Origin of the sequence: Cupriavidus sp. SW-Y-13 (assembly GCF_009793345.1) — a bacterium.
Taxonomy (GTDB): Bacteria; Pseudomonadota; Gammaproteobacteria; order Burkholderiales; family Burkholderiaceae; genus Cupriavidus.
Window position 1 is genome coordinate 2,987,129 of sequence record NZ_WHLX01000001.1, and the last position, 15,306, is coordinate 3,002,434.

15 protein-coding genes are annotated in these 15,306 nt (G+C 63.6%); 8 read left to right on the forward strand and 7 right to left on the reverse strand.

What is annotated here, in order from left to right:
- Positions 1–85 precede the first annotated feature (85 nt).
- Positions 86–1,081, reverse strand: coding sequence for a LysR family transcriptional regulator (locus GA566_RS13345; RefSeq protein ID WP_160472956.1), 996 nt, complete (start codon positions 1,079–1,081; stop codon positions 86–88).
- Positions 1,082–1,380: 299 nt separating this feature from the next.
- Here GA566_RS13345 and GA566_RS13350 point away from each other — a divergent pair, with 299 nt between their 5' ends.
- Positions 1,381–1,977 (forward strand): flavin reductase family protein, encoded by a 597-nt coding sequence (locus tag GA566_RS13350; protein WP_137923298.1) that lies wholly within the window; start codon positions 1,381–1,383, stop codon positions 1,975–1,977.
- Between the two features lie 51 nt (positions 1,978–2,028).
- Here the strand turns inward: GA566_RS13350 and gap are convergent, their stop codons facing one another.
- Both gap and tkt read right to left on the reverse strand, forming a co-directional pair.
- A complete protein-coding gene (gene gap / locus GA566_RS13355; RefSeq protein WP_137923299.1) occupies positions 2,029–3,027 on the reverse strand; it encodes a type I glyceraldehyde-3-phosphate dehydrogenase in 999 nt (332 codons plus the stop codon).
- 84 nt (positions 3,028–3,111) lie between these two features.
- Positions 3,112–5,199, reverse strand: coding sequence for a transketolase (gene tkt / locus GA566_RS13360; RefSeq protein ID WP_370459293.1), 2,088 nt, complete (start codon positions 5,197–5,199; stop codon positions 3,112–3,114).
- Between tkt and GA566_RS13365 the strand changes: the two genes are divergently transcribed.
- From GA566_RS13365 to GA566_RS13380, 4 genes are all read left to right on the forward strand, one after another.
- Positions 5,147–6,121 carry a spermidine synthase gene (locus tag GA566_RS13365; RefSeq protein WP_137923301.1) on the forward strand — a complete coding sequence of 325 codons (975 nt, stop codon included), beginning with the start codon at positions 5,147–5,149 and terminating at the stop codon, positions 6,119–6,121. The two genes, tkt and GA566_RS13365, sit on opposite strands and share 53 nt — an antisense overlap.
- A 69-nt stretch (positions 6,122–6,190) precedes the next feature.
- Positions 6,191–6,631: a glyoxalase/bleomycin resistance/extradiol dioxygenase family protein gene (locus GA566_RS13370; RefSeq protein WP_160472958.1), complete on the forward strand. Its 441-nt coding sequence runs from the start codon at positions 6,191–6,193 to the stop codon at positions 6,629–6,631.
- Positions 6,632–6,644: 13 nt separating this feature from the next.
- The gene (locus GA566_RS13375; RefSeq protein WP_137923303.1) at positions 6,645–7,388 is read left to right on the forward strand and encodes a 16S rRNA (uracil(1498)-N(3))-methyltransferase; all 744 of its coding nucleotides are present in this window, start codon (positions 6,645–6,647) and stop codon (positions 7,386–7,388) included.
- A 25-nt stretch (positions 7,389–7,413) separates the two neighbouring features.
- A complete protein-coding gene (locus tag GA566_RS13380) occupies positions 7,414–8,034 on the forward strand; it encodes a YidB family protein (RefSeq protein ID WP_160472959.1) in 621 nt (206 codons plus the stop codon).
- A 78-nt stretch (positions 8,035–8,112) separates the two neighbouring features.
- Here GA566_RS13380 and GA566_RS13385 read toward each other — a convergent pair whose 3' ends face one another.
- The 3 genes from GA566_RS13385 to GA566_RS13395 form a co-directional block, all read right to left on the reverse strand.
- Positions 8,113–8,721, reverse strand: a complete 609-nt coding sequence (locus GA566_RS13385) for a barstar family protein (RefSeq protein ID WP_137923305.1) — start codon at positions 8,719–8,721, stop codon at positions 8,113–8,115.
- Positions 8,718–9,062, reverse strand: coding sequence for a ribonuclease domain-containing protein (locus GA566_RS13390; RefSeq protein WP_160473300.1), 345 nt, complete (start codon positions 9,060–9,062; stop codon positions 8,718–8,720). The genes GA566_RS13385 and GA566_RS13390 overlap by 4 nt, the downstream gene beginning before the upstream one ends.
- Before the next feature lie 399 nt (positions 9,063–9,461).
- Positions 9,462–11,786 (reverse strand): NADP-dependent malic enzyme, encoded by a 2,325-nt coding sequence (locus GA566_RS13395; RefSeq protein ID WP_137923306.1) that lies wholly within the window; start codon positions 11,784–11,786, stop codon positions 9,462–9,464.
- A gap of 284 nt (positions 11,787–12,070) precedes the next feature.
- On the opposite strand from GA566_RS13395, the gene thiL reads away from it, so the two are divergent.
- The 3 genes from thiL (at position 12,071) to GA566_RS13410 (ending at position 14,292) form a co-directional block, all read left to right on the forward strand.
- Positions 12,071–13,072: a thiamine-phosphate kinase gene (thiL, locus tag GA566_RS13400; RefSeq protein WP_237380169.1), complete on the forward strand. Its 1,002-nt coding sequence runs from the start codon at positions 12,071–12,073 to the stop codon at positions 13,070–13,072.
- 106 nt (positions 13,073–13,178) lie between these two features.
- The gene (locus tag GA566_RS13405; protein ID WP_137923308.1) at positions 13,179–13,751 is read left to right on the forward strand and encodes a phosphatidylglycerophosphatase A; all 573 of its coding nucleotides are present in this window, start codon (positions 13,179–13,181) and stop codon (positions 13,749–13,751) included.
- Between the two features lie 43 nt (positions 13,752–13,794).
- Positions 13,795–14,292 (forward strand): CinA family protein, encoded by a 498-nt coding sequence (locus GA566_RS13410; RefSeq protein ID WP_137923309.1) that lies wholly within the window; start codon positions 13,795–13,797, stop codon positions 14,290–14,292.
- A gap of 82 nt (positions 14,293–14,374) precedes the next feature.
- Here the strand turns inward: GA566_RS13410 and pyrF are convergent, their stop codons facing one another.
- Positions 14,375–15,193 (reverse strand): orotidine-5'-phosphate decarboxylase, encoded by an 819-nt coding sequence (gene pyrF / locus GA566_RS13415; protein ID WP_137923310.1) that lies wholly within the window; start codon positions 15,191–15,193, stop codon positions 14,375–14,377.
- Between the last annotated feature and the right edge of the window lie 113 nt (positions 15,194–15,306).

Consider the following 15,306-nt stretch of genomic DNA (forward strand, 5'->3'; position numbering starts at 1 on the left):
CCGGCGACGATTCCGGCAGCAGGCATGAAAAAACCGGCGCCCAGACGCCGGTTTTTCTTTATCGACTCACCTGACCTTCCCGTCGTTACTCCTGCGGCAAATCCTGCTCGGCCACCACACGTAGCAGGCGGGCTGCCGAGTTCTGTGGCACGCCTACGAACTCTCCGACAACCTGACGAAAAAGATTGCGGGCCCATACCAGCATCGGATGGGTATTGCGGCTGCGGTGCCAGAACATGTTCAGGCCCAGCGTCGTATCCAACTCAGCCGGCAACGGGAACGCCTTCAGACCATAGGTCTCGCAGGCCATGTCCTTGGTCAGCGCGTTGACCGTGAAAATCATGTCCGTCTGGGCGGCCAGTTCAGCCTGTGCGCGCCACGAATGCACCGTCAGCGTTGCATTTCGCTTGAGCCCACGCTGCTGCAGCGCGTAGTCGAGCGGAATGAGCGCGGGTGCCGGACGGCCTGCGCCACCGGAATGCGCCATGAAGATATGGCTGCAATCCAGATACTGTTCGAGCGTGCAATCGTTAATGAGCAGCGGGTGGTTCTTGCGCGCGCAAACCCAAAGATTCAGCGAGGTCACCATTTCCTCGACGATCTCCGGATGGCGAGTCGGGAACGGCGAGAAGCCCAGGTCCAGTTCATTGGCGCGCATCGCCGCAACGTCACTTTCCCAGGAATGCGATTCCACGAGGCGGATATGCAGGTCGGGAGCCAGTTGCTTGATGCGCAGCACATACCGGTTGAACACGGTATCGCCCAGCTCGGCTGCAAAGCCCACGCTCAGCGTGCCGGTAGCGATTGCCGGATCGAAATTGTCGGCATCACCTTCGTTGATCGACGACCAAAGATCCAACATGTCCCGAATCTTTGGACCCAGCTCCAACGCGCGGGGCGTCGGCGTCAGCCCGTGGGGGACACGGATAAAAAGAGGATCGTCAAAGATTTCGCGCAGTCGGCCGAGCGAATGCGAGACGGCAGGTGCCGTCATATGCATTTTCTCCGCCACATAAGTGGCGTTTCGCTTACTCAGCAGCTCTGTGAAAATCACAAGCAGCTTGGTATCCACGTTCACCATGATCAGGCCCGGTTATTGTGTTCCACATTCGATGGCCCCACCACTTTCACTGGCTGCACATCAGATATCAACAGATTCTTCCGAGTGTATGAGAAAAAAACGGCAGGGAAAAGCAAATTCGGCATTTCTCGCACTAAGCAAACGGGTTATCGGATGATTTCCAGCGGCTTCCGGGCACATTCGGAACAGATAATGTCAAAAAGCCCACGCATTCTTATGCGCGGAACTCGCTATATTCGTCGTAGTGGGATGTTTCCGCCTTGCGCTCGGACACATATCCCTGAGATTGCAGAGATATCATGAGTACTCATCGTCACAACGTTGATCTATCCAAAGCCTATCGGCTGCTCAACCACGGCCCCACCGTCCTGGTGAGCGCAGCCCATAGCGGGCAACGCAACATCATGGCTGCCGCATGGGCGATGCCGCTCGATTTCGCACCGCCCAAAGTGGCCGTCGTGCTCGACAAGGCCACATGGACGCGCCAGTTGCTCGAAGCCAGCGGCGAATTCGCGCTGCATGTGCCCACCGTGGCCCAGGTGGACATTACTCAGGCGCTCGGATCGAGTTCCGGCCTGAAGATCTCCGAGGAACATGGCATCGACAAGTTTGCCGCCTACGGACTACAAACGTTTGACGGCAACCTTGTCGGTGCGCCGTTGCTCGAAGGTTGCGCCGCCTGGCTGGAATGCCGCCTGCTGCCCGAGCCCGCTATCCAGAACAGCTATGACCTGTTCCTCGGCGAAGTCGTCGCCGCGCACGCCGACAGTCGCGTGTTCCGGGAAGGCCGTTGGGATTTCACGGGCCACGATTCCCTCCGCACGATCCATCACGTGGCGGGCGGACATTTCATCGTCGACGGCGATGTCATCGATGCGAAGCCGCTGAAACTCTGACCCACAAAAAAACGCGCCCGAAGGCGCGTTTTTCTTGGGACCGCCGCCAGATTACTTGGCGACGACGCGTGCCATTTCCAGGCACTTGTTCGAATAGCCCCACTCGTTGTCGTACCAGCTCACAACCTTGATGAACGTGCCGTCCAGCGCGATGCCAGCTTCGGCGTCAAAGATCGAGGTCCGTGCATCGCCGCGGAAGTCCGTGGCCACGACCTTGTCTTCGGTGTAGCCCAGCACGCCCTTCAGCGCGCCCTGGCTCTGGGCCTTCATCTCGGCGCAGATTTCGGCGTACGTGGCCGACTTTTCCAGCTCGACGGTCAGGTCAACCACCGAAACGTCCGAGGTCGGCACGCGGAACGACATGCCCGTCAGCTTCTTGTTCAGTTGCGGAATCACCACGCCCACGGCCTTGGCAGCACCGGTCGACGACGGGATGATGTTTTCCAGGATGCCGCGGCCACCGCGCCAGTCCTTGTTCGACGGACCGTCAACGGTCTTCTGCGTCGCCGTGGCAGCGTGCACGGTGGTCATCAGGCCGCGCTTGATGCCCCACTTGTCGTTCAGCACCTTGGCAACCGGGGCCAGGCAGTTCGTGGTGCAGCTGGCGTTCGAAACGATCGCTTCGCCCTTGTACGACTCGTGGTTCACGCCGTACACGAACATCGGGGTGTCGTCCTTGGACGGAGCCGACATGATCACCTTCTTGGCGCCCGCGTCGATGTGCTTCTGCGCGCCTTCCTTGGTCAGGAAAATGCCGGTCGATTCGATCACGACATCGGCGCCGACTTCGCCCCACTTCAGTTCCGACGGATCCTTGACAGCGGTCAAACGGATCTTCTTGCCATTCACGACCAGCGTGTTGCCATCCACCGACACTTCACCATCGAAGCGGCCATGCACCGAGTCGTACTTCAGCATGTACGCCAGGTAGTCCGGCTCCAGCAGGTCGTTGATGGCGACGACTTCAATGTCCTTGAAGTTCGCGGCGGCGGCGCGGAACACCATGCGTCCGATACGGCCAAAGCCGTTGATGCCGATCTTGATGGTCATGTCTATCTCCTAGAGTGCAATCGATGAAGCCTGGGCCGGTGCCGCCAGCCGGCGCGTCGCACCGGCGGGGCACACGGGCGGGAATTACTGGGCGAGCGTGGCGCGCACGGTGTCGGCCACGTTTTCTACCGTGAAGCCGAAGTGCTTGAACAGCACGCCTGCCGGAGCTGATTCGCCAAACGTGTCGATGCCGACGACCGCCTGGACCTGGTACTTCCACCAGAAATCGGTCACGCCGGCTTCCACGGCGATACGCGGCACGCCGGCCGGCAGCACGCTGGCCTTGTACGCGGCATCCTGCTTGTCGAACACGGTCGTCGCCGGCACCGATACCACGCGCACATGCACGCCTTCGGCAGCCAGTGCATTGGCGGCGCCGATGGCCAGGCCCACTTCCGAGCCCGTGGCGATGATGACGGCGTCCGGCGCCTTCTTGCGCGGGTTCTTCGCATCGCGCAACACGTAGCCGCCGCGAGCGATATTGGCGCGCGTCACGTCGTCGCGCTTCTGGAACGGCAGGTTCTGGCGGCTGAAAATCAGGCAGCTCGGACCATTCTCGCGGCGGATCGACTCGGCCCAGGCCACGGCAGTCTCGGTGGTGTCGGCAGTACGCCAGACATCCATGTTCGGGATCAGGCGCAGGCTGGCGACGTGCTCGATCGACTGGTGCGTCGGGCCGTCTTCTCCCAGGCCAATCGAATCGTGCGTGAACACGAAGAGCGTGCGGATCTTCATCAGCGCGGCCATGCGCAGCGCGTTGCGGCTGTAGTCCGAGAACGTCAGGAACGTGGCACCGTAGGGGATGTAGCCACCGTGCAGCGTGATGCCGTTCATCACGGCGCTCATGCCGAATTCGCGCACGCCGTAGTTGATGTGGTTGCCCCAGGCATCTACACGCACAGCCTTGCTGCCGGACCAGTTGGTCAGGTTCGAGCCGGTCAGGTCGGCCGAGCCGCCCAGGAATTCCGGCAGCACGGGCGCGAGCGCCTCGATCGTGTTCTGACTGGCCTTGCGCGTGGCGATGGTCTCTGCCTTTTCTTCGCACTTGGCGAGGAAGGCATCGACAGCCTCGTCGAACGCGCCCGGCAGCTCACCGCGCATGCGGCGCGTGTACTCGCCGGCTTCGTACGGATGGACTTCGGCGTAGGCGGCAAACAGCGCGTCCCAGGCCTTTTCCAGCGCGGCACCGGTATGCTTGGCATCCCACGCGCCATAGACTTCCGGCGGCAGTTCGAACGGTGCATGCACCCAGCCCAGCGCTTCGCGCGTGGCCAGCACTTCGGCGCCGCCCAGCGGGGCACCGTGCACGTCGTGACCGCCTTCCTTGTTCGGAGCACCCTTGCCGATCAGCGTGCGGCAGCAGATCAGCGTTGGCTTGTCGCTGGCCTTGGCCTGCGCGATGGCATTGTCCACCGCCACGGCGTCATGGCCGTCCACGCCGCGAATCACGTTCCAGCCGTAGGATTCGAAACGCTTCGGGGTATCGTCGGCGAACCAGTGCACCACGTCGCCGTCGATCGAAATGCCATTGTCATCCCACAGTGCAATCAGCTTGTTCAGCTTCAACGTGCCAGCCAGCGAGCAAGCCTCGTGGCTGATACCTTCCATCAGGCAACCATCGCCCATGAACACATAGGTGTGATGGTTGACGATGTCGAAGCCCGGACGATTGAATTCTTCGGCCAGCAAGCGCTCTGCCAGCGCCATGCCCACGGCGTTGGTAATGCCCTGACCCAGCGGACCGGTCGTGGTTTCCACGCCCGGCGTGATGCCGTATTCCGGATGGCCGGCCGTCTTGCTGTGCAACTGACGGAAGTTCTTCAGTTCTTCCACCGGGAGGTCGTAACCCGTGAGGTGAAGCAGCGCGTAGATCAGCATCGAGCCGTGACCGTTCGACAGCACGAAGCGATCGCGGTCGGCCCACTGCGGATTCACGGGGTTATGCTTCAGATGCCGGCCCCACAACGCCACGGCGATATCCGCCATCCCCATCGGCGCACCGGGGTGACCGGAGTTGGCTTGCTGGACGGCGTCCATGGCAAGCACGCGGATGGCGTCGGCCATCAGTTTGACGGGCTGGTTGGCGAAAGGACTTGTTGCGGGATGGGCGAGGGCAGACATGCGAGAACCTGACGGCGGGAAAACCGCAATTTTAGCAGAAGCAGGCGGCATTTCCGGGCGCGAAGGCGCGTCCCGAAGAGGCCATCAAACCTGGACGGAATGGCTGGCACCCGGTACGGGCACCACGCTGGGCGAGATCACCGTCCTGGCGGCCACGCGTTCGGCGTACCAGCAGGTGGAGATCGGCGAAAACCCAGGCCTGGGGCGGATCTTCCGGCTGGACGGCGTGGTGATGAGCACCGAGGCCGATGCCTTCATCCTGCACGAACTGATGTCCGTGCCGATGGCTGCTGTGCACGGTACGCCACGTAGCGCGCTGGTTGTGGGCGGCGGCGATGGGGGTTCCGCCTTCGAATTATTGCGAATTCCCACAATGCGGGATGTGGTGGTGGCCGAGCTGGATGCCGAGGTTGTGCGATTGGCGCGCGAATGGCTGCCCGGCATCCATCGCGGAGCGCTCGACGAACCGGGTGATCCACGCCTGCATCTCGCCATCGGTGACGGACTGGGCCTAATGGAAGCATTCGCCCGTACCGGCCGCCGTTTCGATCTCATCGTCTACGACCTGACCGAGGCCGACGACGGCAGCCCCGCGGCCGCGCTGTTCACCACGCACGGGTTGCAAACGGCGCGCAGGTGTCTGGCGCCGGGTGGCGCGCTCTCGCTGCATCTTGGCCCCCTGCTCCATCGTCCCGACGCGGCGCGGTTGCTGCTGTCGCGCCTGCGGCAAGTCTTTCCGAATGTGGCGCCGCTAGCCGCGTATGTGCCAGCGTACGGCGCGCTGTGGGGCATCGCGCTGGCAAGCGATACGCTGGACATTGCCGCCGCACCTGCCGCGTCCATCGCAGCTCGGCTGCGGCAATGGCGCCTGGACACGGCACTGCGCGCCTATCATGCAGATCTCCACCCAGCGCTCTTCGTGCATCCGCGCCATCTGCAGCCGATCTTCGACAGCGCCAGCCGACCCGCGTAACATGCACTTTCGTCCCGATCGCCGCCGAGCGGCCGGGACTTCCTCCGAGCCACCCTCCGGGAGACCAGCATGCCCAGACCGTCCAACACGCCCTGGCTGACGCCCTACCTGACGGTTGCCAGCGGCCGCGCCGCAATCGATTTCTACCAGCGCGCGTTCGGCTTCACCGCCGGCCATGTGGTCGACGAGAACGGCGTTCCGACCCACGCCGAATTGCACTACATGGGCGAGCTTGTCGTGATGTTCGCGCCCGAAGGCGCATGGGGCAGTACCGCGCGCACGCCCCGCTCCCTTGGCGTCGAGGCGTCTCAGACGTTCTATGTCTATTGCGACGATGTCGATGCCATGTATGCGCAGGCCATTGGTGCCGGCGCGGTCAGCGTGATGGCGCCCGCCGACCAGTTCTGGGGCGACCGTTACTGCATGGTCGAGGACCCTGACGGCTACCGTTGGGGCTTCGGCACGCCGCTGCCGAAGGCCGCGGACGTCGATCCCTCGTCCGAATCCTGATCTTTCTTTCCTGATGCCACCTAGATTTTTTGTCGATGCAGCGCTTGCTGCCGATACCGTCGTGGAGTTGCCCGACACCGTCGTACGTCACGTCCATGTGCTGCGCCTGTCGCCCGAAGACCCCATCACGCTTTTCAACGGTCAGGGCGGCAGCTACAGCGCCACGCTCGCGGAGATCGGCAAGCGCAGCGCATCGGCCCGTATCTCCGCCCATGACGCCACCGAGGCCGAACCGCCTTTTGCGGTGACGTTGGCGCAGGGTCTGGCAGGCGGCGACAAAATGGACTGGCTGATCGAGAAAGCCGTGGAGCTTGGCGTGGCGGCGATCCAGCCGCTGCAGGCCCAGCGCTCCGTGGTGCGGCTATCCGGCGAGCGGGCTGCCAAACGCCAAGCCCATTGGCAGGCCCTGATCGAGGCGGCGTGCGAGCAATGCGGACGTAACCGCTTGCCGGCGCTGGCGCCGGTGTCTACCTTTGATGCATGGCTTGCGGCGGCGCCTGCCACGGGCAACCGGCTGCTGCTGTCGCCGCGTGCCGTAGCGCCCCTGCCCGAGCTTGCACGAACTCACGCCGATGCCTGGCGTGCCAAGGGCGTGACGTTGCTGATCGGCCCCGAAGGCGGGCTGTCGCCCGAGGAAGAAGCAGCGGCGCGCCATGCCGGTTTCATCGGCGTGTCGCTGGGGCCGCGTATTCTGCGTACCGAGACGGCGGGCCTCGCGTGCCTCGCCACGCTGAACGCCATCCTTGGCGGATTCTGACCAGGACAGGTCAAAGGAGTCGAATATGGGACTACTCGATAGCGTGCTGGGCGGAATGCTCGGTCAGGGCGGCGGCCAGCAACAAGCCGGCGGCGGAGGGATGAATCCCAAGCTCATGATGGCGCTGGGCTTGCTGGCGATGCTGGCCATGCGTAACAAGAGCCAGGGTGCGGATGGCAGCGTTGCCCCCGCCGACGCCGGCGATGCGGCGGGCGGTGCCCTCGGCGGCCTGGGAGGACTCGGCGGTCTTGGCGGCATGCTCGGCGGCATGCTGGGTGGCGGCAGCGCCCCGGCCCCGGGCGGACTCGATCTCGGATCGCTGCTGGGCGGACTGCTCGGCGGTCAGGGCGATGCCACGAACTCGGCGCAGGCGATGGGAGCGGCCGCTGGCGGTATCGGCGCGTTGCGCGACATACTCGGCCAGGCCGGGCTGGGCCAGCAGGTCGATTCCTGGATCGGCACCGACGGAAACGAGGCCGTCAGTGCAGCCGACCTGCAGGGTGCGCTGGACAATACCGGTGCATTGCAGTCGCTGGCCGAAACCACCGGGATGTCTTCCGACGACGTGGCGGCGAGCCTCAGCGAAGGCCTGCCGGAACTGATCGACCGGTTGACGCCGGGCGGCCAGCTACCGCCTGCAGCCTGAGCCGGTGCAGCGCTGGCGCAGGACGCAAAAAAGCCCGCTGGTGACAGCGGGCTTTTTCATTGCGGCCGGGGAAGGCGTTCAGGCGAACGAGTAGAACACCCGGAACTGCACCTTGCGCTCCAGCCAGAATTCGGCGGCGTCACGGAACACGTCCAGCAGCACCTCACGCGCTTCCTTGTCGAACTTGAGCGCAATCGGCAAGCCTTCGAGCACGATTACAAAACCGGGTTGCGGACCGGCCTTGTAGATCATGTCGGTCAGGCAATCGGACAACGCATCGAAGTTCTTGCCGAAATGCTTCGGAAACGTGAACTCGGTGGCGATGCGCTCCAGGATCTCGGCCTTGCTGGCGCAATCGGCGCAGTTGGCGTAGAGGAAGTGCTGGTTCAGCGCCGTGGCCGCCTGGGCCAACTCCGGCACGCGGAACGCGCGGATCGACTGGACGATGTTCGGGCGCACCGTCTTGAACAGATTCATGGCTCCCTCGTTGGTACCGTCGTCAGCCCACGTGGCAATGGCCGGCGAGCAGGTAGGCGGCAGTGGGTGCGTCAGATCCTGGCGCGGCATCATCAGCACATTGTCGTAAAGGTTCTGGGCCTGATGGTGGGCCCTCTGCCAGCCATCTCCGGCGCCGCGCTCCTCGCGGGCGGCAAGGGCGTCGCCCAATCCGAAAATGTCAGTCATCATTTGGTTATCCGTTTGAAACTGTTGTAGTGGTCTTCCGTGTAATAGCAGTCGTTGGCGGCGCGTTGATCACCACCGCAAACAATCCGCTTGGCTCCCCGATTCCGGCTCTTGCTGTTCTTGACGGTGTATTCGCGGTAGTAGCCGCGAGATTGCGTCGGCAGGTGCCGTTCGTAGTTGCCGAACCGCGAACCATCCTTGTCATACGGAAACGGGCCGCCCGACTGGATCAGCTCCAGCGTCTGCCGCGCCTCGTTTGGCAACTGCGGGGCCGCGATGGTTCCCACCACCCCTTCCACATCCGCCACGGACGACCGCTTCGCGACGGCGCCCTGCGGCGACATCGCCAGCGCGACGGACAATGCCGCACCGGCCAACGCGCGGCCCAGGCTCCGCGTCAGGTTCAGGGACTGCCAAGTTGACTGCCGCTGCGACTGGCTCGCGAGATTCCGGGGACCCACGTTATCGAAAATGATTGGGGAAAGTGGCGGGGCGCGCGTGGACGAACGCCTGCATTCAAAGGCGTAAGGTTACGCGGATGTCGCGCATTAATCAATCCCTGCGCTCTGGGGCGCCGAAATTCCTCAATTGTTTCAATGTGTTATTGAAATGTGTGCGCATACTAACCTTGCGGACAAGACAGGCTGGCGCACATGAAAAAAGCCGGGCAAGCCCGGCTTTACGACGCGGCATCGGCAATGACTTAGCCGATGCGCGTGATGCGAAGAGAATATCGCGGCGTGTCAGACCTTGGCAGCGGCATCCACCACGACCAGAGCGGTCATGTTGACGATACGACGCACCGTGGCCGACGGGGTCAGGATGTGCACCGGCGCCTTCACGCCGAGCAGGATTGGACCGATCGCCACGTTGTTGCCAGCCGCCACCTTGAGCAGGTTGTACGAGATATTGGCCGCGTCGATGTTCGGGCAGACCAGCAGGTTGGCTTCGCCCTTGAGCGAACCGTCCGGCACCAGCGAATCTCGCAGCTTTTCGTCCAGCGCGCTGTCGCCATGCATTTCGCCGTCGACTTCCAGTTCCGGTGCACGCTCACGCAGGATGGCAAGGGTGTCGCGCATCTTGCGGGCCGACGGTGCTTCGGACGTACCGAAGTTCGAGTGCGACAGCAGGCCCACCTTCGGCTCGATGCCGAAGCGCTTCAGCTCCTCTGCAGCCATGATCGTGATCTCGGCCAGCTCGTCGGCGGTCGGGTCCACATTGACGTGCGTATCCACCAGGAAGATCTGGCGGCCCGGCAGGACCAGACCGTTCATGGCCGCGTACACCTTGTTGGTGCCGCCGAGTACCTGGTCGATATAGCGCAGATGGGCAGCCGTGGTACTGACCGTGCCGCAGATCATGCCGTCGGCCTCGCCCTTCTTCAGCAGCATCGCGCCGATCAGCGTGGTGCGGCGGCGCATTTCCAGCTTGGCGTACTGCTGCGTGACACCCTCGCGGGCCATCATGCCGTAGTACGTGTCCGAATAGTCGCGGAAGCGCTCGTCGTGCTCGGGGTTCACCACCGTGAAATCCGTACCCATGCGCAGGCGCAGGCCAAAGCGTTCGATGCGGTGCGCCAGCACAGCCGGACGACCGATCAGGATCGGGTTCGCCAGCTTTTCATCGACGATCACCTGCACCGCACGCAGCACGCGCTCTTCCTCGCCCTCGGCAAAGACGATGCGCTTCTTCTCCATCTCCACCTTGCGCGCAGCCGCGTAGATCGGCTTCATCAGCGTGCCCGAGTGGTACACGAACTGCTGCAGTTGCAGGCGGTACGCGTCCATGTCCTCGATCGGGCGCGCGGCCACGCCGGACTTGGCGGCGGCCTCGGCCACGGCCGGTGCGATCTTGACGATCAGGCGCGGATCGAACGGTTTCGGGATCAGGTATTCCGGGCCGAACGACAGGTCCTGGATACCGTAGGCCGAGGCCACGATATCGCTCTGTTCCTGACGAGCCAGTTCCGCCACGGCGTTCGCGGCGGCGATTTCCATCTCACGGGTAATCGTGGTGGCGCCGCAGTCCAGCGCGCCACGGAAGATGAACGGGAAGCACAGGACGTTGTTGACTTGGTTCGGATAGTCCGTGCGGCCCGTGGCCATCACGGCGTCCGGGCGGATTTCCTTGACCAGTTCCGGCATGATTTCCGGATTCGGATTGGCCAGCGCCAGCACCAGCGGCTTCTCGGCCATCTTCTGCACCATCTCCGGCTTCAGCACGCCAGCGGCGGACAGGCCCAGGAAGATGTCGGCGCCGTCGATGACTTCGGCGAGCTTGCGCTTGTCGGTCTTCTGCGAGAAGCGCGCCTTTTCCGGGTCCATCAGTTCGGTACGGCCTTCATAGACCACACCGGCCAGGTCCGTTACCCAGATGTTCTCGATGGGCAGGCCCATGTCGACGAGCAGGTCCAGGCAGGCCAGCGCTGCGGCGCCAGCGCCCGAGGCCACGAGCTTGACCTTGGAAATGTCCTTGCCAACCACCTTCAGGCCGTTGATCACGGCGGCGCCCACCACGATGGCGGTGCCATGCTGATCGTCGTGGAAGACGGGAATCTTCATCCGCTCGCGCAACTTGCGCTCCACGTAGAAGCACTCCGGCGCCTTGATGTCTTCAAGGTTGATACCGCCGAACGTGGGTTCCAGCGAGGCAATGATATCGACGATCTTTTCCGGGTCCTTCTCGTCGATTTCGATGTCGAAGACGTCGATGCCTGCAAACTTCTTGAACAGGCCGGCCTTGCCTTCCATGACCGGCTTCGACGCTGCGGCGCCGATGTCGCCCAGGCCCAGCACGGCCGTGCCGTTGGTGATCACGCCCACGAGGTTGCCGCGCGCGGTGTAGCGGAAGGAATTGGCCGGATCGGCAACGATTTCCTCGCAGGCAGCGGCCACGCCCGGCGAATACGCCAGGGCCAGGTCGCGCTGGTTCGACAGCGGCTTGGTGGGGGTGACTGAAATCTTTCCGGGGGTCGGAAACTCGTGGTATTCGAGTGCGGCCTTGCGCAGCGCCTCACGCTGCTGCTGTTTCAGATCGTCTTGGGACGGGGGCTGCTGAGGGCTTGTCATCTGCGCATCTTCCGATCGGTGGAGCCACACTGAATAACACGGGCGATGAGTACGGGCCGGCTCCACGAACCCGTTTGTCTCCGCCTGGGGCGCTATAAGAATTGCGCATTTTATATTGTGAAATACTCTTTCACAATAAGCGTTTTGCGCGGGGCACCTTTTCGATTCGGTACAATATGCCGCATGCCGGTGGGCTTGACCAGCCGGAGTGTCTCAGCATTTCCACTGGTCTTCGAACTCCATCCCCCACCATCCCCGCCCGCCAACGGGTCATCCCACGCTCCATGCCTGCCCCGAGTCCCGCCTCTCCGGCCGTCCAGCCTGCCCAGCTCTCCGAATTCGACCTGATTCGCCGTTTCTTCACGCGCCCGGTACGCAAGGCTGTGCTGGGTGTGGGCGATGACTGCGCGCTGATCGAGCCGCGCCCCGGCCACCAGATCGCCATCAGCTCCGACATGCTGGTCAGCGGCCGCCATTTCTTTCCCGACGTGCCGCCGCACTCGCTGGGACACAAGGCCCTGGCGGTCAATCTGTCGGATCTGGCGGCGATGGGCGCCGAGCCGCGCGCCTTCACGCTGGCGCTGGCGCTGCCCGAGGCGGACCCCGCCTGGCTGGAGCCGTTCGCGGCCGGCATGCTGGCGCTGGCCGATGCGCACGGCTGCGAGTTGATCGGCGGGGATACCACCAAGGGACCGCTGACCATTTCGATCACTGTGTTCGGGGATGTGCCGGCGCGCCAGGCGCTGCGCCGTGACGCTGCGCGCCCCGGCGACGATATCTGGATTTCCGGCACGCTTGGCGACGCACGACTGGCGCTCGGTGATTGCCGTGGTGAATGGCTACTGCCCGAGCCCGATTTCACCGTGATCCGTCCTCGCATGGACACCCCTACGCCGCGCGTGGCGCTGGGGCTGGCGTTGCGGGGCGTGGCTCACGCCGCGCTCGATATTTCCGATGGCCTGATCGGCGACCTGGGCCACATCCTCAATCGCTCCTCGGTGGGTGCGATCATCGATGTGGACGCGCTGCCACGGTCTCGCATCCTGTCTGGCCAGCCCCTGGCGTGCCAGCGCGAGTGCGTGCTGGCCGGTGGCGACGACTACGAACTCTGCTTTTCGGCACCGATTGGCGCCCGTGAAGCCATTGCCGGCATCAGCCGCCAGCTCGATCTTCCTCTTTCGCGTGTCGGATCAATCACCCCGGAGGCGGGCCTGCGCATCGTCAATGGTGACGGTAATCCGTTCGACTACACCGGCACATCGTTCGACCACTTCGCAGCGCCCTGATACCTGCCTGACACGGGCCGCAAGCCGTGTCATGATGCCGCCATGCGCGTAGCGGGAGCCACCGCGTGCGCGCAATAGATAACAAATACAGACGAGCTATTTCTTGATGTCCGCCTACCCCCCCGGTGCCGCGCCGAGCGACCCCGTAGAACCCGTCACGCTGGAAGCTGGCCAGACTGCCAGAATCACGCGCCCCACCGCGCGCTTCATGCTGGGCCATCCGGCTCGTCTGATCGCACTCGGGTTCGGCTCCGGCCTGTCGCCCGTCAGCCCCGGCACGGTGGGCACGCTCTACGGCTGGCTGTCGTTTGTCGTGATCTCGATGTGGATCGAGCCGACGACCTGGCTGTACATCATTGCCGCCGGTTTCGCCATCGGGATCTGGGCCTGCCTGCGCACGGCGCGCGACATGGGTGTCTACGACCATGGCAGCATGGTCTGGGACGAGATTGTCGCGTTCTGGCTGGTGCTGGTGTTCGTCACGCCAACCGGCTTCTGGGGCCAGTTTGCAGCCTTCGCATGGTTCCGTTTCTTCGATATCGTCAAACCGGCGCCAATCCGCTATTACGACCGCACCCTCAAGGGACCGGGCTTTAACGGCGCGTTCGGCGTGATGTTCGACGATATCTTCGCGGCGTTCTACACGCTGCTTGTGTTCGCACTGTGGCGTTCGATCTGAGCGCCGCCCGCTTCCGCACCGTTTATCCACTTAGAGCCGCGCCATGTCAGTCAGCCGCCTGCTAGACCAGCTTGCCATCCAGGCCGGAACCGTCCTCGCGGAACGTTCTCTCATGCTCGCCACGGCAGAGTCCTGCACGGGCGGACTGGTCGCCGCTGCCATTACCGATGTGTCGGGATCTTCGGGATGGTTCGAGCGCGGCTTCGTGACCTATTCGAACGAAGCCAAGTCGACGATGATCGGCGTGCCCGCCAAGCTGATCCGCGACCACGGGGCGGTCAGTGAAGAGGTGGCGCACGCCATGGCCGAAGGCGCGCTGCTGAACAGCCGTGCGCAAGTGTCACTATCGATCACCGGCGTGGCCGGACCCAACGGGGGCACACCCGAGAAGCCGGTAGGCATGGTCTGCTTCGGCTGGAGCAACCGCATCACCACCCGCACCGACACCCAACGCTTCAAGGGCGACCGCGCCCAGATCCGCAGGCAGGCGGCGGAGCATGCCATGCGCGGGTTAATCGAGATGATTCGGAACGAGGAGTAACTCTGACAGCTGCTCGGAGTGCTCCCCTCTCCCGCCATGCGGGAGAGGGGAGAAAACCATCAGCAGGAGAGGCCCCGCTGGTTCAACCGTGCCGGTACCGGTTAATCAACTCCCTGGTCTGCAGCGCCGCATTGCGCGCTGCCACGGCAAAGTCCTTGTCCCGGCTCGCATAAAGAATGGCGCGCGATGAGTTAATCATCATGCCGGTGCCGTCAGCCGTGCGGCCAGCCTTCACGGTGGCTTCGATGTCGCCACCCTGGGCGCCGATGCCGGGGATCAGCAGCGGCATGTCGCCGACGATCTGGCGCACCTTGGCGATCTCGTTCGGGAACGTCGCGCCGACCACCAGACCCATCTGTCCATTGGTATTCCAGCGCTCGCGGGCGGCTTCGGCCACCACCTGGTAGAGCGGCTTGCCGTCGACCTGCAGGAACTGCACGTCCGAGCCGCCCGGGTTCGACGTGCGGCACAGCACGATCACGCCACGGCCCGGATGCGCCAGATACGGCGACATCGAATCGAAACCCATGTACGGGCTGACCGTCACCGCGTCGGCCTTGTAGCGGTCGAATGCCTCGATGGCGTAGTGCTCGGCCGTGGAGCCGATATCGCCGCGCTTGGCATCGAGAATGACCGGAATCCCCGGGTGCGCGTCATGGATGTACTCGATCAGTTGCTCGAGCTGGTCCTCGGCGCGCTGGGAGTGGAAATAGGCGATCTGCGGCTTGAATGCGCAGACCAGGTCGGCGGTGGCATCGACGATTTCGCGGCAGAACGAGAAAATCGCCCCGCCAGTGCTGGTCAGGGACACCGGCAGCTTGGCCGGGTCCGGATCCAGACCGACACACAGCAGGGAATCGTTACGCTGCCATGCGGCGGACAGCTGCTCGGTAAAAGTCATGAGGGGCTCGGTAAATCTGTATCGGGGGTGACGCCAATTCTACCCGCTGGCCCAACCCCTGGCGTGCTATTGTCTGCAGCTTCCGCTTAAAAGAGCGACAGTCTGCGTCGCCA

Bases quoted from the DNA above. Each gene is read 5' to 3' on its own strand.
- GA566_RS13345 (WP_160472956.1), bottom strand. From the start codon at position 1,081: ATGGTGAACGTGGATACCAAGCTGCTTGTGATTTTCACAGAGCTGCTG.
- GA566_RS13350 (WP_137923298.1), top strand. From the start codon at position 1,381: ATGAGTACTCATCGTCACAACGTTGATCTATCCAAAGCCTATCGGCTG.
- gap (WP_137923299.1), bottom strand. From the start codon at position 3,027: ATGACCATCAAGATCGGCATCAACGGCTTTGGCCGTATCGGACGCATG.
- GA566_RS13365 (WP_137923301.1), top strand. From the start codon at position 5,147: ATGCGAGAACCTGACGGCGGGAAAACCGCAATTTTAGCAGAAGCAGGC.
- tkt (WP_370459293.1), bottom strand. From the start codon at position 5,199: ATGCCGCCTGCTTCTGCTAAAATTGCGGTTTTCCCGCCGTCAGGTTCT.
- GA566_RS13370 (WP_160472958.1), top strand. From the start codon at position 6,191: ATGCCCAGACCGTCCAACACGCCCTGGCTGACGCCCTACCTGACGGTT.
- GA566_RS13375 (WP_137923303.1), top strand. From the start codon at position 6,645: ATGCCACCTAGATTTTTTGTCGATGCAGCGCTTGCTGCCGATACCGTC.
- GA566_RS13380 (WP_160472959.1), top strand. From the start codon at position 7,414: ATGGGACTACTCGATAGCGTGCTGGGCGGAATGCTCGGTCAGGGCGGC.
- GA566_RS13385 (WP_137923305.1), bottom strand. From the start codon at position 8,721: ATGATGACTGACATTTTCGGATTGGGCGACGCCCTTGCCGCCCGCGAG.
- GA566_RS13390 (WP_160473300.1), bottom strand. From the start codon at position 9,062: ATGTCGCCGCAGGGCGCCGTCGCGAAGCGGTCGTCCGTGGCGGATGTG.
- GA566_RS13395 (WP_137923306.1), bottom strand. From the start codon at position 11,786: ATGACAAGCCCTCAGCAGCCCCCGTCCCAAGACGATCTGAAACAGCAG.
- thiL (WP_237380169.1), top strand. From the start codon at position 12,071: ATGCCTGCCCCGAGTCCCGCCTCTCCGGCCGTCCAGCCTGCCCAGCTC.
- GA566_RS13405 (WP_137923308.1), top strand. From the start codon at position 13,179: ATGTCCGCCTACCCCCCCGGTGCCGCGCCGAGCGACCCCGTAGAACCC.
- GA566_RS13410 (WP_137923309.1), top strand. From the start codon at position 13,795: ATGTCAGTCAGCCGCCTGCTAGACCAGCTTGCCATCCAGGCCGGAACC.
- pyrF (WP_137923310.1), bottom strand. From the start codon at position 15,193: ATGACTTTTACCGAGCAGCTGTCCGCCGCATGGCAGCGTAACGATTCC.